Annotated in this window: 16 protein-coding genes; 7 read left to right on the plus strand and 9 right to left on the minus strand. The window is 40.5% G+C overall.

Features of this window, described 5'->3' with window-relative positions; genetic code table 11:
- Positions 1-117: 117 nt before the first annotated feature.
- On the minus strand, positions 118-588 hold the full coding sequence (locus AN944_RS05130) for an NfeD family protein (RefSeq protein ID WP_055023523.1): 471 nt from the start codon (positions 586-588) through the stop codon (positions 118-120).
- Positions 589-924: 336 nt separating this feature from the next.
- The gene (gene udp, locus AN944_RS05135) at positions 925-1,683 is read right to left on the minus strand and encodes a uridine phosphorylase (protein WP_055023524.1); all 759 of its coding nucleotides are present in this window, start codon (positions 1,681-1,683) and stop codon (positions 925-927) included.
- 306 nt (positions 1,684-1,989) lie between these two features.
- On the opposite strand from udp, the gene AN944_RS05140 reads away from it, so the two are divergent.
- Positions 1,990-2,199 carry a YdcH family protein gene (locus AN944_RS05140; RefSeq protein ID WP_055023525.1) on the plus strand — a complete coding sequence of 70 codons (210 nt, stop codon included), beginning with the start codon at positions 1,990-1,992 and terminating at the stop codon, positions 2,197-2,199.
- 95 nt (positions 2,200-2,294) lie between these two features.
- On the opposite strand, the gene AN944_RS05145 is transcribed toward AN944_RS05140, so the two are convergent.
- Positions 2,295-2,756, minus strand: coding sequence for a hypothetical protein (locus tag AN944_RS05145; RefSeq protein ID WP_055023526.1), 462 nt, complete (start codon positions 2,754-2,756; stop codon positions 2,295-2,297).
- Positions 2,757-3,039: 283 nt separating this feature from the next.
- On the opposite strand from AN944_RS05145, the gene AN944_RS05150 reads away from it, so the two are divergent.
- The 3 genes from AN944_RS05150 to AN944_RS05160 all read left to right on the plus strand — a co-directional run bounded on the left by AN944_RS05150 (position 3,040) and on the right by AN944_RS05160 (position 4,776).
- Complete coding sequence (locus tag AN944_RS05150; protein ID WP_055023527.1) at positions 3,040-3,873, plus strand: mechanosensitive ion channel family protein; 834 nt, start codon at positions 3,040-3,042, stop codon at positions 3,871-3,873.
- Between the two features lie 292 nt (positions 3,874-4,165).
- Positions 4,166-4,585 carry a hypothetical protein gene (locus AN944_RS05155; RefSeq protein ID WP_055023528.1) on the plus strand — a complete coding sequence of 140 codons (420 nt, stop codon included), beginning with the start codon at positions 4,166-4,168 and terminating at the stop codon, positions 4,583-4,585.
- Positions 4,582-4,776: a helix-turn-helix transcriptional regulator gene (locus AN944_RS05160; RefSeq protein WP_055023529.1), complete on the plus strand. Its 195-nt coding sequence runs from the start codon at positions 4,582-4,584 to the stop codon at positions 4,774-4,776. Before AN944_RS05155 ends, AN944_RS05160 begins: the two co-directional genes overlap by 4 nt.
- A 27-nt stretch (positions 4,777-4,803) precedes the next feature.
- Here the strand turns inward: AN944_RS05160 and AN944_RS05165 are convergent, their stop codons facing one another.
- On the minus strand, positions 4,804-5,274 hold the full coding sequence (locus tag AN944_RS05165; RefSeq protein WP_055023530.1) for a GNAT family N-acetyltransferase: 471 nt from the start codon (positions 5,272-5,274) through the stop codon (positions 4,804-4,806).
- 198 nt (positions 5,275-5,472) lie between these two features.
- Here AN944_RS05165 and AN944_RS05170 point away from each other — a divergent pair, with 198 nt between their 5' ends.
- A complete protein-coding gene (locus AN944_RS05170) occupies positions 5,473-6,192 on the plus strand; it encodes a DUF3313 family protein (RefSeq protein WP_082419906.1) in 720 nt (239 codons plus the stop codon).
- 103 nt (positions 6,193-6,295) lie between these two features.
- Here the strand turns inward: AN944_RS05170 and AN944_RS05175 are convergent, their stop codons facing one another.
- The gene (locus AN944_RS05175) at positions 6,296-7,174 is read right to left on the minus strand and encodes a radical SAM protein (RefSeq protein WP_055023531.1); all 879 of its coding nucleotides are present in this window, start codon (positions 7,172-7,174) and stop codon (positions 6,296-6,298) included.
- A gap of 155 nt (positions 7,175-7,329) precedes the next feature.
- Between AN944_RS05175 and AN944_RS05180 the strand changes: the two genes are divergently transcribed.
- Positions 7,330-7,587: a hypothetical protein gene (locus tag AN944_RS05180; protein WP_055023532.1), complete on the plus strand. Its 258-nt coding sequence runs from the start codon at positions 7,330-7,332 to the stop codon at positions 7,585-7,587.
- Between the two features lie 88 nt (positions 7,588-7,675).
- Here the strand turns inward: AN944_RS05180 and AN944_RS05185 are convergent, their stop codons facing one another.
- The 4 genes from AN944_RS05185 to AN944_RS05200 form a co-directional block, all read right to left on the minus strand.
- Complete coding sequence (locus tag AN944_RS05185; RefSeq protein WP_055023533.1) at positions 7,676-7,993, minus strand: putative quinol monooxygenase; 318 nt, start codon at positions 7,991-7,993, stop codon at positions 7,676-7,678.
- Between the two features lie 21 nt (positions 7,994-8,014).
- Positions 8,015-8,494, minus strand: coding sequence for a GNAT family N-acetyltransferase (locus AN944_RS05190; RefSeq protein ID WP_055023534.1), 480 nt, complete (start codon positions 8,492-8,494; stop codon positions 8,015-8,017).
- A gap of 132 nt (positions 8,495-8,626) precedes the next feature.
- Positions 8,627-11,791 carry a TonB-dependent receptor domain-containing protein gene (locus AN944_RS05195; RefSeq protein ID WP_055023535.1) on the minus strand — a complete coding sequence of 1,055 codons (3,165 nt, stop codon included), beginning with the start codon at positions 11,789-11,791 and terminating at the stop codon, positions 8,627-8,629.
- Positions 11,792-12,276: 485 nt separating this feature from the next.
- Positions 12,277-15,438 (minus strand): TonB-dependent receptor, encoded by a 3,162-nt coding sequence (locus AN944_RS05200; protein WP_055023536.1) that lies wholly within the window; start codon positions 15,436-15,438, stop codon positions 12,277-12,279.
- A 331-nt stretch (positions 15,439-15,769) separates the two neighbouring features.
- Between AN944_RS05200 and AN944_RS05205 the strand changes: the two genes are divergently transcribed.
- Entirely contained in the window at positions 15,770-16,564 is a 795-nt protein-coding gene (locus AN944_RS05205) for a S1/P1 nuclease (RefSeq protein ID WP_055023537.1), read from the plus strand.
- Positions 16,565-16,714: the final 150 nt, after the last annotated feature.

A 16,714-nucleotide genomic window follows, 5' to 3' on the forward strand; every position in this document is an offset into this window, starting at 1 on the left:
CTTTTGAAAATAATATTCAAGCCAATAATGAGCATGGCTTTAATATGACTTTATCCGTGATTTTTTATTAATTTGGCTTACGGTTTTGCGCTTTTGAAATACACATATAGCGCCTCGTTAAGGCGACACTTCAGTTTCGATATATGGCTCAACAATTAACGCGATGTTTTCACGGCAAATAATACGCACTTTGCTACCTGACTTAATCTCACTACCGTCGCCTAATGCTGGCCATTCAGTGCCTGAATAAGTCACCCGACCTTCTCGTTCACCTGGACCAATATCAGCCTTTACCGTGACAATTTGATTATATAAATCCATTTCTTCGTCGGTATTATCCACGTGAGCATCCCCTCCAATCATTCGTTGAGTGACATGACGAAAGCTCAGAAGTAATACAATTGAAGTGATAAACCACAGGGTAAAACTTTGTGTAGCACCATCAACAACACCAGTAAATAGTGCAGCCGCAACGATGACACAGGCTGTGCCGAGTAAGATAACGATGCCCCCGGGAACAATAATTTCCGCGAACATTAAGATGAGACCAACAATTAACCAAATGCTGGTTGGATTTGAAAACTCCATATACCCCCCTGTAAACACGTTATCATAGAATCCTTTAAGCTATTAAACCCTGATCCAACCCAGATTTTAGGCAGGGAGTTTATAGTCTTGATAACCATTGGAATGCTAAAAGCACTTTGACAATATCTGTACTGTTCACACCGATTAAGATAAGGGTTAACAACACGACATATTATGTCAACAATACAGTAAAATGACTAAATTGCAATCATATTCCACACTTGGACACGTTCGTTTACATTAAAAACACTGCGCAATTTACCAAATACAACCAATAAAAAAGGTGCCTAAGCACCTTTATATTCAAACAGTTAAGTTAATTTATAAACTTAACGATTACGCCATGAGTTTTCGAGCAGCATCAACTACGATAGTAATTGCACTGACTTCGGTTTTCTTCATCATCGCTTCGTCAGGGATCTCTTGTTGAGTACGATTCACAATCACGCCAGCAACGCAGGCTGCGCGCCAACCTTGTGAAGCACACATAGTAAATAGCGTCGCTGATTCCATTTCGTAGTTTAATACGCCCATCGCTTGCCACTCTTTCATTGAGCCAACAAAACGACTAGTCACTCGGCCTGAAACGGTATCGTAACGCTCTTGACCTGGGTAGAAGGTATCGGATGACGCTGTAATACCAACATGAGGCTCTAAGCCATAATCACGACAAGCGGCAACCATTGCTGTTGTACAGTTGAAGTCTGCAGCTGCTGGGAATTCAAGCGGAGCGAAATGTAAGCTCGCGCCATCTAAACGTACCGATGCCTGAGTCACAATCACATCACCAACATTAACTTGAGGCTGAATCGCACCAGTGGTACCGACACGCAAGAATGTGGTCACACCAAGTTGTGCTAACTCTTCAACCGCAATTGAAGTCGAAGGACCACCAATACCAGTTGAACAAACCACCACAGCTTTACCATCGATATAAGCAAGATAACTGGTATATTCACGGTGACTGGCTAGAAACGTTGCGTTGTCCATTAATTCAGCAATTCGCTTAACACGCTCTGGATCGCCCGGAACAATTGCCGTTGTTGCGCCATCAAGCATTTGCTTGGTTAAACCTAAGTGAAATACGTCGGCCATGTTGAAAACCCCTTTCATTATTGAATATAAAATCCTAATTATGTCGACTTTACCCCACTATTAACTCAGTTAGGGTTAACTCGATCACATAAATCTTGATACTTATAAAACGCTTGTTGTGACAAATTTACAAATGCCAATACCAATCTCTAATTTAGCGCACCATAAACTACCTGAAACTCAATAGTCAATTTTAGTTTATATTCAGTAATAACAAGCATTTTAATAATAATTGATCTTGGTCACGATACTGGCTTAAAAGTCGGCGTAATTTGGTATTAACAATAGAAAAAAAGGAGCCCTTCTATGTTTCCAGAGTACCGTGATTTAATCAGTAAATTAAAAACCACCAATGCCCATTTCTCAAAGATTTTCGATGAGCATAATCAGCTAGATGAACAAATTAAACAGTACGAACAGCACTACAGTAGCGATACCACTCCCGAGCTTAAAATTCTCAAATCCAAGAAATTGCATTTAAAAGAAGAAATTTTCTCAATGCTGAAAAAGCATTAACGCTGACACTTTTATCAATTTTCAGCCAATAAAAAAGGACGCATATGCGTCCTTTAATATTGTCAGGCATCAGTGAGATGCCATCGAGTTTGTCATTACTGAGAAATAGCTTCAGTAATAGCTTCACTTGAATCAAAGTGCTCAATGCTAACGACATTGAATTTATCTAATTTGATGACTGACGCCATGTCTTTTTCTGATGGGAAAGTTGCTGTGACATCACCTTCACGATCTAACCCCATTGAAAAGGGTAAGCCTTTCATTTTTGGGATAGCGACAAATCTAGCAATAAGAGAAGGCATACCGCTGATATCAGCAATATAAACTAAGTTCTCTGGTTGTTTTTCAGCTGGCAATGATTCAAGCGATGCTTGAATAAGCTCGCCACCTTTCATGCCTCGGCTAAATAATACCCATTGAGTTTGTTCATTTACCACTAAAGGCTGCTCAAACTGATCTTCTAAAGTCACTGGTTCAATTTTATCATTCACAACAAACACCTCAGCTTGTGCTGTCGTCATAAACAATAAACTTGCTACAAATAAAATGGCTTTCATCTTGTTATTCCTGAAGTAGAGTACAAACCTTACCGTGAGGCAAAGTGATAAATGTAATTGCGCACTAAACTATACCTTCAATGTGATTTAACACCGATGAAATTGCATTGGAACCTTGAGGTATCTCACGGAATGGCATCATTGTTATGTATGAAATAAGACTATTGCAATTAACTCACCTTTAAATGATTAAAAGTGTTAATAAACTCGACAAATTAGTGCTTTTTCGCAACACTATATTCAATGCATTCATGTTCCATCATTCACAGTAAAGAACACTATTATGAACGAAACAGGATTAGACCAAGAGCTAGCCCAACTGCAAAATGTTTACGATTTGCTCACCGAGTTTATTGTGCAATATAGCTTCCAGATTGTTGGTGCCGTAATCATCTTTTTAATTGGTGTATGGGTTGCGAATAAAGTCTCTAATGTCGTTACGAATCAATTCGAAAAACACAATATTGATGTCACCCTAGGTAACTTTGTTTCGAACTTAGTCAGAATCACAATTATCGTGATGGTGGCAATCATTGCACTTGGTAAGCTAGGTATTAGTGTCACTCCAATGGTAGCAGCAATTGGTGCGGCATCATTAGGTGCAGGTTTAGCACTTCAAGGCATGCTGGCAAACTACGCTGCAGGGGTTACCATTATCGTGACTCGCCCTTTTGTGATTGGTAACACTATCGAAATCCAAGGGGTTTCTGGTGTGGTGCAAAAAATCCAGTTGGGCTTAACGATACTGACCAATGAGGAAGGCGAGCTAATTAGTATTCCTAATAAACATATCGTCGGTGAAATTTTACATAACTCTCAAGAATATAAATTGGTCGACACTAAATTTAATATTGATTATCAAACCGACCCACAACACGTCATTCAACTGATTGCTCAAGCCCTACAAACGCAAGACAATATTAATCAGTCTCGCCCGCCTCAAGTGGGTATTAATGACTTCAACAGTATTGGTATGGAAATCGGCGTACGTTACTGGGTGCCAACTAATAGCTACTATGACGACAAATACCAAAGCAACTTGGCCATTATAAATGCCTTAAAAAATGCTGATATCACGATTCCTTGTCCGGTTAGAGAAATCCATTTACAACAGTAAACTTTAGTTGTTTCCATTAATTAGCGTTCAGCCAGAATAATTGCACTCTGGCTGAATAGGCTATTTCAAACAGTGCTAACTAAACTGGTGCCATTCTTAATATCAAAACCTTAACGACTTACCTACTCTACTTTCTCCTATTGGTTACCTCATCTGGCAAGCAACACCCTTGTCTTTAAAAGCAAGTTAGACAATACAAAATGTCGTCAAAACTTGACACGAGCAATATTTGAATACATATTTAAGTCAAGTTAGTTTGACATTTAGACAAGTTTACTTGAAGGAATCAGCGATGAAAACACCTCAATCAACGACAACAGGTTGGAAAGAGCGTAACGCTAACTACACAAAAAAACTGGCCAAGTGGACCGCTGCTTGGGTTGTGACGTTAGCGATTGCAACGTTTGGTCCAGTCTTTATCTGGCAACAAGAAGCGATAACCATAACAGCAATTGTGATTAACTTTTTAGTGGGGATCGGGATGATTCTAGCCAATAAGCATCATTTACTGAGCCTTGATGAGTTACAACAAAAAATACAACTTAATGCCATGGGGTTGAGTCTTGGCGTTGGGCTAATTTCAGGCATCAGTTACTCTACACTGAGTACCACTGGCGTAATAAACAGTCATGCAGAAATCTCCCATTTGGTGATTGTAATGAGCTTAACTTACATGGTCGGTATTATTCTCGGTAACAGGAAGTACCAATGAAAAACAGATTAAAAGTACTTCGAGCTGAGCGTGATTTAACTCAAGCTCAACTGGCGGATTTATTGGGAGTATCTCGACAAACGGTCAACGCTATTGAGAAGGGAAAATTTGACCCAAGTTTACCGTTGGCGTTTAAGGCCGCTAAACTGTTTGGCCTCACTATCGAGGACGTCTTCGAAGATGAGGCTTAGTTCAACGAGATTTTTTGTCGTTTACTTTTATAAAGAGAGCGACATAAAAATGCTATTTTCATCCGCTTGGTAATCAGCAAATGGGCCAGTTTCGATAAAACCATGCTGGGCGTAAAGTTGTCTTGCTGGTGCAAAAAATGCCATTGAACCTGTTTCTAGGTAAACAGTTTTAGCGCCAGCACATTTAGCTTCATGTAGAATATGTTGCAATAGTTGTGCAGCAACACCTTGGCGTCGATAAGCGTTTGCCACTCTCATTGACTTAATTTCCACACTTGTTGCAGAGTAAGTCTTTAACGCTCCGCAGCCTGCGAGCATTTGCTCATCCCATATGGTCCAAAATTTAATATTGGACTGACGAAGTTTAGATAAATCCAATGCGTGAACAGACTCAACTGGTGACGTCGCATACATATCTTGCAGATGCTCATTTAATAACTGCGCCACCTCATGACCAGATAAATCGTCCAATTTTATTGTAAACTTACTGACATCCATATCGCTTCACCTTTGTTTTCACCGAACATTGCAAATGTTTTATTGTTAGCCCACAAATCAAGAAGACTAGAGTGTTCTGACCACCGTTATTAACAATAATAGCCAGTGATGCTTTTTGTCATGCACTAGAACCAATATTGACTCTACCTTAATTCCTGCCATATTAATTAGCATCATGTAAATTAAGGGATTAAACATATGCGTCATATCAACACATCACATATCGCTATGGCAGGACTCGTTGTATTTAGCTTGTTTGGTTGTGCAACTCAGCCAGCCACACTTCAGCAAGGGCCAGATGCAGAAATCACCAAGGATGGGCTTGTTAAAGTCGATAACTCTAGATTGGCACTTTCGTACGTTCGACCTGACGTAGATTGGACCCAATACTCCAAACTCTATTTCAGGCCAACAAAGGTGACTAATGATCACCCTAAAGATTACCGTGCTCCTAGAGTCGATCCACAGACTGACGGCTTAAATGCCACCTATGACTTACCACAAGAATCGCTGAATAAAATGGCGCAACAGTTTTTAAAGACGGTGCAGGATGTCTTTAATCATGAGCAACCATTTGAGTTAGTGACTCGCGCAGGCCCTAATACCTTAGTGATTGACACTGCCGTTAGCGACATTCGCCTTAGCGCACCTGTTGAAAGCAGCCGCAGAAGCTATAATTCTATGGGTAAAACCTACACACAAAACTCAGGTTCAATGGTATTACTGGCTGTGCTGAAAGATGGCCAAACAGGTGAGGTACTCGCTAAGGCTGCCGATCGCGCTATCGGATTTGATCAATGGCGTCAAAACACTAAGGTATTTAATTGGGGTGATGTGAAAACAGTTTATCGACGCTGGGTAAATGACTTTAAAAATGCCTTGATGACCGCAGCTGCTGATACGCCTGAGACAAACTAACGATTGCTCATTTCCAATCGATATCTGAAAAAGTGAGTCACTAGCAACAACGATATGTGACTGCCAATTAGCGCAGCCACGCTTGTGACTCTTCGTTGCGGCCTTACAAACCTCGTTGCCATTCCTGTCGTAATGGCACCATACCTTGCATAGCCTGATTTACTTGGGCTAGTAACTGAGGTTTATCTTTACCAAGTACGCCCTTTAGCACCAAATAATTCGAAGCGTGATCAGACCTAAAAATCGTTTTGTCTAATTCCAAATTAGCCAATAGTGTTTGCATCTCATCAAGTAGACCTATCTGATCGGGTAGTTCAAAATGACCGTCAAATGCTGCATCCATTCTGTCAGTACCAAGCGGTAAGGTGACCACTAACGTAGATAGATACTCAGGCTGCGCTGCATTCATCAATTCAGCAGAGGCTTTAGCATGTTGCAATGACAAACTTTTGCCGCCCAGCCCCATTAAAATCATCACTGACGACTTGATACCCGCTTGCTTTATTTTATTGAGCGCCGCTAAAGATGAGTCAAAATCCTCCCCTTTTTCGATACGAAGAAGTACCTCGTTGTCACCACTTTCACAACCAACATAAAGCAATGACAAGCCCATTTGACGAAGCTCTGTAAGCTGTTCTACTGTCTTATTAGATAAATTACGAGGTAAGCAATAACTGCTAATACGAGTCACACTGGGTAAGTGCTTGTTAATTAGTTGGCAAATTTCTTTTAGCCGCTTAAAGGGCAAAGTCATTGCATCACCGTCGGCTAAGAATACTCGAGTAATGGAATGTCCCGATGCCGCTGCTGCTAATATGTCTTGTTCAATTTTATCAACTTTATGAGCTCTAAACTTTTTTTGCTCTTGAGTATACATATCGCAAAAGCTACAGCGGTTCCAACTGCAACCATTGCTCACTTGTAAAATCAGTGATTTCCACTCAGAAGGCGGCCTAAATACTGGCTCTATATAGCTAATCAATGTCGTATCCTTTCGACCTCTCAAAACACATTTTGTATAAACAGTGAGCGTAATGACTGTTTTTTATTCTATTTTCTGATCCAAAATGTTTGAAATGATCGTATTAGTTGTTATATTCATTTTGTTAACTCAATAATTATTCAGGCTTATTGATTATGAATCAAGTTGCATATGCTATCGGCGAGCGTCGTGGGGAACCTCTCGATCAAGAACAGCATTGGGAACGGATGACAGCAGACCAAAAAATGGCGCTGTATGATTTAAACCGGTTTGGCTACCGATTACTGTTTGTAAGAATGATGCCAGAAGGCCCTCTCGCGGTTGTTTCACAACAAAGTGAATTAGCAGTGATTGATTTTGAAGGCGAAGTGAATTTGCGTCCTGACATCAAATTACGTGAAGAGTCTCAATAGCAAGACGGTAATCTAATCATTGGTTCTATCAGTCACGCATAAAAAAGAGTGCCTCTGCACTCTTTTTTGATCCAATTTAAATCACACTTTAAGCAATGACTTCATTAAACACTTCCACATGATGAGACTCAACGAGCTCAGGCATGACGTTGTGGAAATAATGTTGAATATCATCTTTAGCGCAATGCTCATCAAACGTCGCTTTATCAGTAAATTTTTCAACGAATGCGACCTTACGATCGTCTTCTAAACTCACGTTTAGCTCATATCTAATACATCCCAATTCACGACGTGTGTCTGGGATCAACGATGCTAGCGCTTCAACTAATAACTCACGTTTGCCTTCTTTAGCGACAAACTGCGCAATACAAACTATACGAGTCGTATTAATTCTATAATCTGACATAGATATCCTTGAATAGTAAACTTAACTAGGTTTTAAAGTGAGTAACATATCAATATGTGGGATGCCGTCTTCAAGGTACATCTCTGAATTATTGATAAACCCTTGCTGCTGGTAAAAATGGTTTAAATGTTGCTGAGCGCCAATTTGAATATTTTCCTGTGGCCACAAATCCTTTACCACATCGATTGACCGTTGCATTAATGCATGGGCAATTCCCTTTCCGCGTGCAGATTCAGCAATAATAACTCTGCCAATACTCGCCTCAGGGTAGCTCACGCCTGCGGGTAAGATTCTTGTATATGCAATCAGTTCGCCTTGCGCATTGAGTCCTAATAAGTGTTTAGCGCCTGGCAACCTGTCTTTATTATCCAGTTCTGGATAAGGGCAGTTTTGCTCAACCACAAACACGTCAACTCTAAGCTTTAATACTTCGTATAGCTCATCTAGGCTAAATTCATTAAAGCTAAGTAATTTCCACTGCGTTGTATCTAGTTGCGACATTCTGATTGATCACCACTTAATGATTTTATCGCAAGCTTACCATGAATAAACAACATCACTAAATGGACAAATCAGGTTCAAAAACACAAAAAAATACCGAGCCTAAGCTCGGTATTTTTCAACAGGTTCTTGTTAGAACATGTATTTTACTCCAACCTTAATCTGCCATGCTGACTGATTAATATCGTAAGTATTGAAGTTGGAAGTATCTATGCCGTCTTGACCAAACGGAGTTGAGTAAGTGTAAACACCAGTTTCTGCATCATAGCTGTGATCAACAAGCACCTTGTTGCCATAACTTTGATATTGCACCTTACCCCAATCATCATTAAGCAAGTTCAATACGTTCTTAACATCGAAGTACAGCATGCCTTTATGTTTTTGAGTAAAGCCCGGTAATTCTTGGGTGAAACGGAAGTCTAATTGATGTACCCAAGGTTGATTGTGAGTGCCTTTATCAATGAGTCCGCCTGCGTATTTACCTAACCCAAGCTCATCAATGGCCTTTTTAAACTCTTCATAAGTTAAGCCACCAGCATATTCAACATTGGCATCATCTGCACCTGTTGGAATATACGGTAGATATGCATCAGAGTAGGCGTAATCACCTTGGTCACCAAATCCGCGGTCATTATACGAACCTAATACCCAGCTCATTGGGTTACCTTGGCGTGCTTCATAGAACATATTGAAGCTAGAGTTATAACCTGCAAATAACTCAGTGTCGTAACCTAAGCTAAGAGTGAAACGATGTGGTGTTTCATAATAGCCAGGCCCCATAGTGGTGCCGTTACGATCTGCGCCAACAATCGGGTATTGATAGTTTGAACCTGCTGTTGAAGATGAACCTTGATTACCTTCATCCACTTGGTTATATGCATAACCAAAGCGCATGTTCAGACCCATGTCCCAATTCTTCGCCAAGCTAAAGCTTAACGTTTTGCTTGAGCCGTCAGTATCTGCATTAGTGAGCATTAAATCTGAACGCTCTGTGTGTCCACCTTGTCCGTTGTTCGCTAATGGATCCCAGGTTTCATAAATTACACGGCCAGTATCATCAGTTCTGACTTTACGGCGAGATAAATCAACCCAAGTTACATCATTTTCTTTTTGGATGTAGAGGAATTCACCACCAAAGAACCAATCTTGACCTAAGGCCCCTAAGTCCCAAGTACTGTCAAAGCCAACACTGACTCGCCAATCTGATGGTAACTCAAAGTTCGGGTCAAGTGAGTTAGTATTACCGTCTCCACCCACAAGGCCATCTTGCGCTTCACCTGGAACATTACCAAAATCAGGTGTGCCCCACGCATCGTTCCAACCGCCGGTATAACTTAATAAGCTGTTGCCGTCATTTGAGAAACTATTCGACATCCAAACCGTTGGGTAACCACCACTGTAACGACCGACACCACCGCGTAACGTCACATCATCCGTTAGTACGTAATTTAATCCTACCCGTGGCAGCCAAATATCTAGACCATCCATTGTGCTGTTATTAGCAAAGCCGTAACGATCAACAAAGTTGCTATTTAACTCTGGTGAGTCTGACATCATGATCCTTTCATAGCGCACACCAAAGGTCATTTCTAAGTCATAGTTAATTTCCCAGGTATCTTCTAGGAATAATGCCAGCGTTTCCATGTTAAATTGAGCGGCAACATCATCTGGATTGCCTGATAAAGCATTTTGATAGCGGAAGCGATCAACAATGCCACGCTCGAAGTCTTCGATAGAATCAAAATCCCATGTACCCATAGTGTCTTGAGCAAACAGGTTAAAGACGTCAATGCTGTTGTACTGGAAACCAAAACCAATCTTATGCTCGTCTAGGTAATAATCACCCACAAAACGCACTTCCAAGTTTTGGTTATCAAGCTCATTTGATTGGCGCGAACGCTCAGTTCCAAAGGTTACAGTACCGTTGTCAGTTCTCACTGCAACTTGTCCAATACCCAAATTATCTACTGGGTTAGAGCTACTTACAGTGTCTTTATAAGCAACTTTAAATTCAGTCGTGAAGTCATGGCTCCAGTCACTGTATACAATCGCTGCGTAAGATTCGAAATCTTCTTCTTTATCGTACCAATAGCTTGATAAGTTTAAGTAACCTTCGGTATCAGAAACACGGTTAGTCATATTACCGACCGTTTTTTGATAGGTTAAAGAAGCACGGTGATCATCGTTAATGTTCCAATCTAACTTAGCCAGAATCTTCTCATCTTTTTCTTGAGGTGTGGCGTTATAACTACCAATATTATCAAGGCCATATACGCTACTAGCAATGCTGTTGATTCGATTTAATTCGTCTAGCGTTACATTTGAATCATTAGGAAAACCCGCTCCTGCAGGTCCCCATTCAGCCGCTTGTGGTGCATCAAAATTCTCGTAAGAGCCGAAGAAGAATAGCTTGTCTTTAATCAAAGGAAAGCCAATCGTGCCACCAAATGTGGTTTCTTCGAAATCCTGCTTTAAAGCTTCACCAGTGATTTGATCTTTACCATCACCTGCCATGCTGTCATTGGTGGTTTCCCAAAACATCGTACCCGATAGCTCATTGGTACCCGACTTGGTTACCGCATTAACCTGTGCTCCAGAAAAACCACCACTACGCGCAGTAAATGGCGAAGTATTTAATGCAACGCTCTCTACAGCATCAATAGATATTGGCGAACGCTGAGTTGGGTAACCATTTGAATTTAAGCCGAAATCATCATTTTGAGAGACACCATCAACCACAAAGGTGTTAAAACGAGGGTTAATACCCGCAACACTCATAGAGATACCATCATTCCCCACAACCGCCATTGGGTTTTGACGTAATACATCTTTTAAGTCACGGTTTATACCAGGTGAATTAGCAATATCGTCAGCACCAAACTCACTGTTACTGCCAGCTGAACGGTAGTAGTTTGCGTTGCCGACTACCCCAATTCGCTCGATATCAGCAGCAGATTTTAATTCACGATTAAAACGCAGTGTTTCGCCTACATTTAAAAACAAACCTTGCTCAACATCATCGGCAAATTCATCAGAACCTACTTTAATAATGTATGGACCACCAACACGTAAACCACGGGCGGCAAACTGACCGTCAGCGCCTACTGGCACTTCTGTAACGGTACCTGTTGGCTCGTGAATAATAGTAATAGTTGCATCAGTTACTGCATTACCCATTGGGCCAACAATGTGGCCTCGAATGTTAGATGCAGTCTGCGATGCGGTAGCTGGTAGAGATACGACACCTAAAGCAAAGCAAGTCGCCAGCGCTAAGCGACTAATTTTATGGTTAAACATTATCTGACCCCTGAAAATTTTTATAATTTAGCTAGTTGTTCTAGCTTTATTTGAAGCTGTAGAGTAAAACTTCAGGGCGGATGCTATTGAGCATATATTTCAGTGCCATTTCATATTTGTAGCAAAACGCATCAATGGCAAAGTACATCTATTTACAAAGCGTTAATTAACATATCGAATTTACCATCACCGAAATAACGGCATCTGGCTAAAAGCCCGATGAGACCTAGGTTAACTAATGTTAATCTTGTGAGAAGGGTATGATTTTTTTAAAAACTGAGGCAATAAAAAGCAAATTAATTCGGTTAAAAAGTATTTTAACACTTCAAAAAAACAAACAAACAAGTATCAATAGGCAAACAAACAAACCTCAATGCACAAACAAATAAAAAACAAATTACCCACCAACCAGTAACAACCTTGAGTGGTAGGCAAAAAAATACCGAGCCTAAGCTCGGTATTTTTAAACGTTAAATATGCTCAAATTAGAACTGGTATTTAACACCCACTTTTAACTGCCAAGCAGACTTATTAATGTCATAAGTATTTTGGTTAGCTGTTTCGATACCATCTTGGCCATAAGGCACTGAGTAAGTATATACACCCGTGTCAGCATTGTAGTTATGGTCAACTAGGATTTTGCTACCAAATGATTGGTACTCAACAACACCCCAATCGTCATTCATTAGATTAAGTACGTTTTTCACGTCAAAGTACAAGATACCTTTATGATCTTCTAGGAAGCCAGGTAGCTCTTGAGTGAAGCGGAAATCTAATTGGTGAACCCAAGGTTGGTTATCAGTACCCTTAGGTGCGATACCGCCTGCGTATTCACTTAGACCAATTTCATCAATAGCTGCTTTAAAGTCTTCGTAAGTTAAGCCACCAGCATATTCAACATTGGCATCATCAGCACCTGTTGGAATGTATGGAAGGTATGCATCAGAGTAGGCAAATGAACCTTGGTCACCGAAACCACGGTCATTGTGCGAACCTAGAACCCAAGTCATTGGACGGCCTTCACGTGCTTCATAGAACATGTTGAAGCTTGAGTTGTAACCGGCAACAAACTCAACATCATAACCTAAACTAAAGGTGAAACGATGTGGTGTTTCATAGTAACCAGGGCCAATTGTTGTACCGTTACGGTCATACTGAGTAATCGGGTATTGGTAGTTAGATGTCGCTGTTGAAGACGAACCTTGGTTACCTTCATCAACAGAGTTGTAGGCATAACCTAAGCGCATATTAAGACCCATGTCCCAGTTTTTCGCTAGGGTGAAGCTTAATGTCTGGCTCTTACCATCTTCTTCTGCATTAGTTAGCATTAAGTCATAACGTTCAGTGTTTCCACCTGCGCCATTATTTGCTAATGGATCCCACGTTTCGTAAATCACACGGCCTGTTGAATCTGTTCCAACTTCACGACGTGCTAAATCAACCCAAGCCACATCATTTTCTTTTTGGATATATAAGAACTCACCACCAAAGAACCAGTCTTGACCTAGAGCACCGAAGTCCCAAGTACTGTCAAAGCCGATGCTTGCACGCCAATCTGAAGGAAGTTCGAAGTTTGGATCTAATGAGTTAGTGTTACCATCGCCACCAACAAGACCATCTTGAGCTTCGCTTGGTACATTACCAAAATCAGGCGTACCCCAATCGGTATTCCAACCATCGTTGAAGCTTAATAAGCTGTTACCGTCATTTGAGAAGCTGTTAGACATCCAAACTGTTGGGTAACCGCCACTGTAACGACCGACACCACCGCGTAAAGTAACATCGTCAGATAAGACGTAAGTCAAACCGATACGTGGTAACCAGATATCTTTACCATCCATTGTCTCGTTGTTTGCAAAACCGTAACGGTCAACGAAATTTTGGTTTAATGCCGGAGACTCAGACATGGTGATGGTTTCATAACGCATACCAAAGGTCATTTCTAAGTCAGCGTTAATTTCCCAAGTATCTTCAACAAATAATGCTAACGTTTCCATTGTGAAGTTAGCAGCAACATCGTTTGAGTTGCCTGATTCAGCATTTTGATAACGGAAACGGTCAACAACACCATTTTCGAAATCATCAATTGAATCGAAATCCCATGACCCCATAGTGTCTTGAGCAAACAAGTTGAACACTTCGATGTCGTTATACTGGAAACCAAAACCAATGGTGTGCTCGTCTAGGTAGTAATCACCCACAAAACGAAGCTCTAAATTTTGGTTATTTAATTGATTTGATTGACGAGAACGCTCAGTACCGAAGTTAACATCACCACTGCCAGTACGTACATTAACTTGACCAATGCCGATGTTATCAACAGGGTTAGAGTTACTTGTCGTATCTTTATAAGCTAATTTGATTTCAGTAGTAAATGAATCTGTCCAGTCACTGTAAACCGTTGCTGCATAAGACTCTAACTCTTCTTCTTTATCGTACCAGTAGCTTGATAAGTTAAGTGAAGACTCATCGTCAGATACTTTGTTAGTTAAGTTACCAACAGTATTTTGATAAGTGAAAGAAGCACGATGTTCATCGTTAATGTTCCAATCCACTTTTGCTAAGATTTTTTCATCTTTTTCTTGTGGAGTTGAGCTGTAACCACCAATGTTATCTAGACCATAAACACTGTTAGAAATACTGGTAATTCTGTCTAACTCTTCTTGTGTTACACGAGAATCGTTAGCAAAACCTGCACCAGCTGGTCCCCACTCAGCCGCTTGTGGAGCGTCAAAGTTTTCATATGAACCAAAGAAGAATAATGTGTCTTTAATTAATGGGAAACCAACAGTCGCACCAAATGTTGTTTCTTCAAAATCTTGCTTTAATTTTTCACCCGTTTCTTGGTCTTTACCGTCGCCAGCCATGCTGTCGTTAGTCGTTTCCCAAAAAACAGTACCAGCTAACTCATTCGTACCTGATTTTGTCACTACGTTAACTTGTGCGCCAGAGAAGCCACCTGTACGAGCAGAAAAAGGAGATGTGTTTAATGCAACACTTTCTACCGCATCAATTGAGATAGGAGAGCGTTGAGTTGGGTAACCGTTTGAGTTTAAGCCAAAGTCATCGTTTTGAGATACACCATCAACAACGAACGTGTTAAAGCGTGGGTTAATACCCGCAACACTCATTGAGATGCCATCAGTACCTACAACAGCCATTGGATTTTGACGTAATACGTCTTTAAGGTCACGGTTAATACCTGGAGAGTTAGCAATATCCTTAGCACCAAATTCGCTGTTGCTGCCAGCACTGCGGTAGTAGTTTGCATTACCCACAACACCGATACGCTCCATATCACCTTCAGCTTGAAGAGTACGGTTATAACGTAAGGTTTCACCAACGTTTAAAAATAAGTCTTGCTCTAAATCATCCGCAAATTCTTCTGAATCTACTTTAATGATATATGGACCACCAACACGAAGACCACGAGCAGCAAACGTACCGTCAGCACCAACAGCAAGCTCAGTAACGGTGCCTGTTGGTTCATGAATGATGGTAATTGTTGCATCTGTTACAGCATTTCCTTGAGGGCCAACAATCTGACCTCGGATATTTGATGCAGTATCGGCTGCCATGGCTGGTAGAGAAACACCCATAGCAAAGCAAGTCGCTAGCGCTAAGCGACTGATTTTATTGTTTAACATTTTCAGACCCCTGAAATACTTTTATATTTTAATTTGTTTGCTAGTTAAGCTAGCTTTTAATATGAAGCCGTAGAGTAAAAACTTCAGGGCGGATTTTATAACCAATTTGTTTCAAAATCATGTCATTCTTGAACTATTTTTCAACAATATCTAAACTATTTGCGTCAAATTTGCTTCACAAATTTAACCAACCCCTTACTTGGTAAGGGTTCATGGTTGTTTTGTCACAAAAATTTAATTTGAAAAATATATGATAAAACGACCTCACTCACTCGATTTAGCATGCCGTACTAGGGTCAAAGCCTGTTAAATCGCTTTTGGAATAATAATAATGAAACCTGCAGTAATTCTTTTCAGTGCAACACTTGCGCTCAGTAGCCTTGTCAGCTCACCAGTTCATGCTTGGGGCCAAAATGGTCACCGTATTATTGGGGAGTTAGCACAAAATAACCTTTCTGCTGTCGCACAAGATAAAATCAATCAAATAACGCAAGGTGAATCTTTAGCACAAATGTCGACCTGGCCAGATGAAATCCGTTCAGATAAAAACTGGCATCACGCATCACCATGGCACTATGTATCAATTGCCGACGATGAAACTTGGGACACAGTCAAAAGAAACCCGAAAGGCGATATTATTGAAAGCCTTGAGCGTTTTGAAAAAGTGTTGAAGGATCCTAAGGTTAGCAATAAAGATAAGCGTGACGCATTAGCATTCTACGTTCACTTTGTCGGTGATATTCATCAGCCATTACATGTTGGCCATAGCCACGATCATGGCGGTAATAAGGTCAAGTTAAAATGGTTTGGTGAAGACACAAACTTGCATAGTGTTTGGGATAGTAAGCTGGTTGATCATAAACAGCTTAGCTACACCGAATACACAAAATTCATTGAACGTATCTCAGATAAAGACATCAAGAGTTGGGTCGGAAAAAGCTATTATGACTGGGCTGATGAGTCAAAAACATTGCGTGAAGCAACCTATGAATTAGAAAAAAACCGCGACGACCAACCAGACTTACGCTGGCAGTATATTTTCGATCATACGCCAACAGTTGAATTACGTTTACAGCAAGCAGGGATCCGTCTTGCAGAAAAGTTAAATATTATTTTCAGTAAATAATTGTAATGCTTGTTATGTGAATAAAGAGTGTCATATTAAGATAATTATGTCGTCATTGAACTGAAATTTATTCTTAATATTTTGTACAAGCCGCGTTATTACATAGCTTATTACGCATAAAAAGAGCCACTCATTTGAGTGGCTCTTTTG

The sequence above is a fragment of the Shewanella sp. P1-14-1 genome, assembly GCF_001401775.1.
GTDB lineage: Bacteria > Pseudomonadota > Gammaproteobacteria > Enterobacterales > Shewanellaceae > Shewanella > Shewanella japonica.

Excerpts from the sequence above, each read along its gene's own strand:
- AN944_RS05130 (WP_055023523.1), bottom strand. The coding sequence starts at position 588 with ATGGAGTTTTCAAATCCAACCAGCATTTGGTTAATTGTTGGTCTCATC.
- udp (WP_055023524.1), bottom strand. The coding sequence starts at position 1,683 with ATGGCCGACGTATTTCACTTAGGTTTAACCAAGCAAATGCTTGATGGC.
- AN944_RS05140 (WP_055023525.1), top strand. The coding sequence starts at position 1,990 with ATGTTTCCAGAGTACCGTGATTTAATCAGTAAATTAAAAACCACCAAT.
- AN944_RS05145 (WP_055023526.1), bottom strand. The coding sequence starts at position 2,756 with ATGAAAGCCATTTTATTTGTAGCAAGTTTATTGTTTATGACGACAGCA.
- AN944_RS05150 (WP_055023527.1), top strand. The coding sequence starts at position 3,040 with ATGAACGAAACAGGATTAGACCAAGAGCTAGCCCAACTGCAAAATGTT.
- AN944_RS05155 (WP_055023528.1), top strand. The coding sequence starts at position 4,166 with ATGAAAACACCTCAATCAACGACAACAGGTTGGAAAGAGCGTAACGCT.
- AN944_RS05160 (WP_055023529.1), top strand. The coding sequence starts at position 4,582 with ATGAAAAACAGATTAAAAGTACTTCGAGCTGAGCGTGATTTAACTCAA.
- AN944_RS05165 (WP_055023530.1), bottom strand. The coding sequence starts at position 5,274 with ATGGATGTCAGTAAGTTTACAATAAAATTGGACGATTTATCTGGTCAT.
- AN944_RS05170 (WP_082419906.1), top strand. The coding sequence starts at position 5,473 with ATGCGTCATATCAACACATCACATATCGCTATGGCAGGACTCGTTGTA.
- AN944_RS05180 (WP_055023532.1), top strand. The coding sequence starts at position 7,330 with ATGAATCAAGTTGCATATGCTATCGGCGAGCGTCGTGGGGAACCTCTC.
- AN944_RS05185 (WP_055023533.1), bottom strand. The coding sequence starts at position 7,993 with ATGTCAGATTATAGAATTAATACGACTCGTATAGTTTGTATTGCGCAG.
- AN944_RS05190 (WP_055023534.1), bottom strand. The coding sequence starts at position 8,494 with ATGTCGCAACTAGATACAACGCAGTGGAAATTACTTAGCTTTAATGAA.
- AN944_RS05195 (WP_055023535.1), bottom strand. The coding sequence starts at position 11,791 with ATGTTTAACCATAAAATTAGTCGCTTAGCGCTGGCGACTTGCTTTGCT.
- AN944_RS05200 (WP_055023536.1), bottom strand. The coding sequence starts at position 15,438 with ATGTTAAACAATAAAATCAGTCGCTTAGCGCTAGCGACTTGCTTTGCT.
- AN944_RS05205 (WP_055023537.1), top strand. The coding sequence starts at position 15,770 with ATGAAACCTGCAGTAATTCTTTTCAGTGCAACACTTGCGCTCAGTAGC.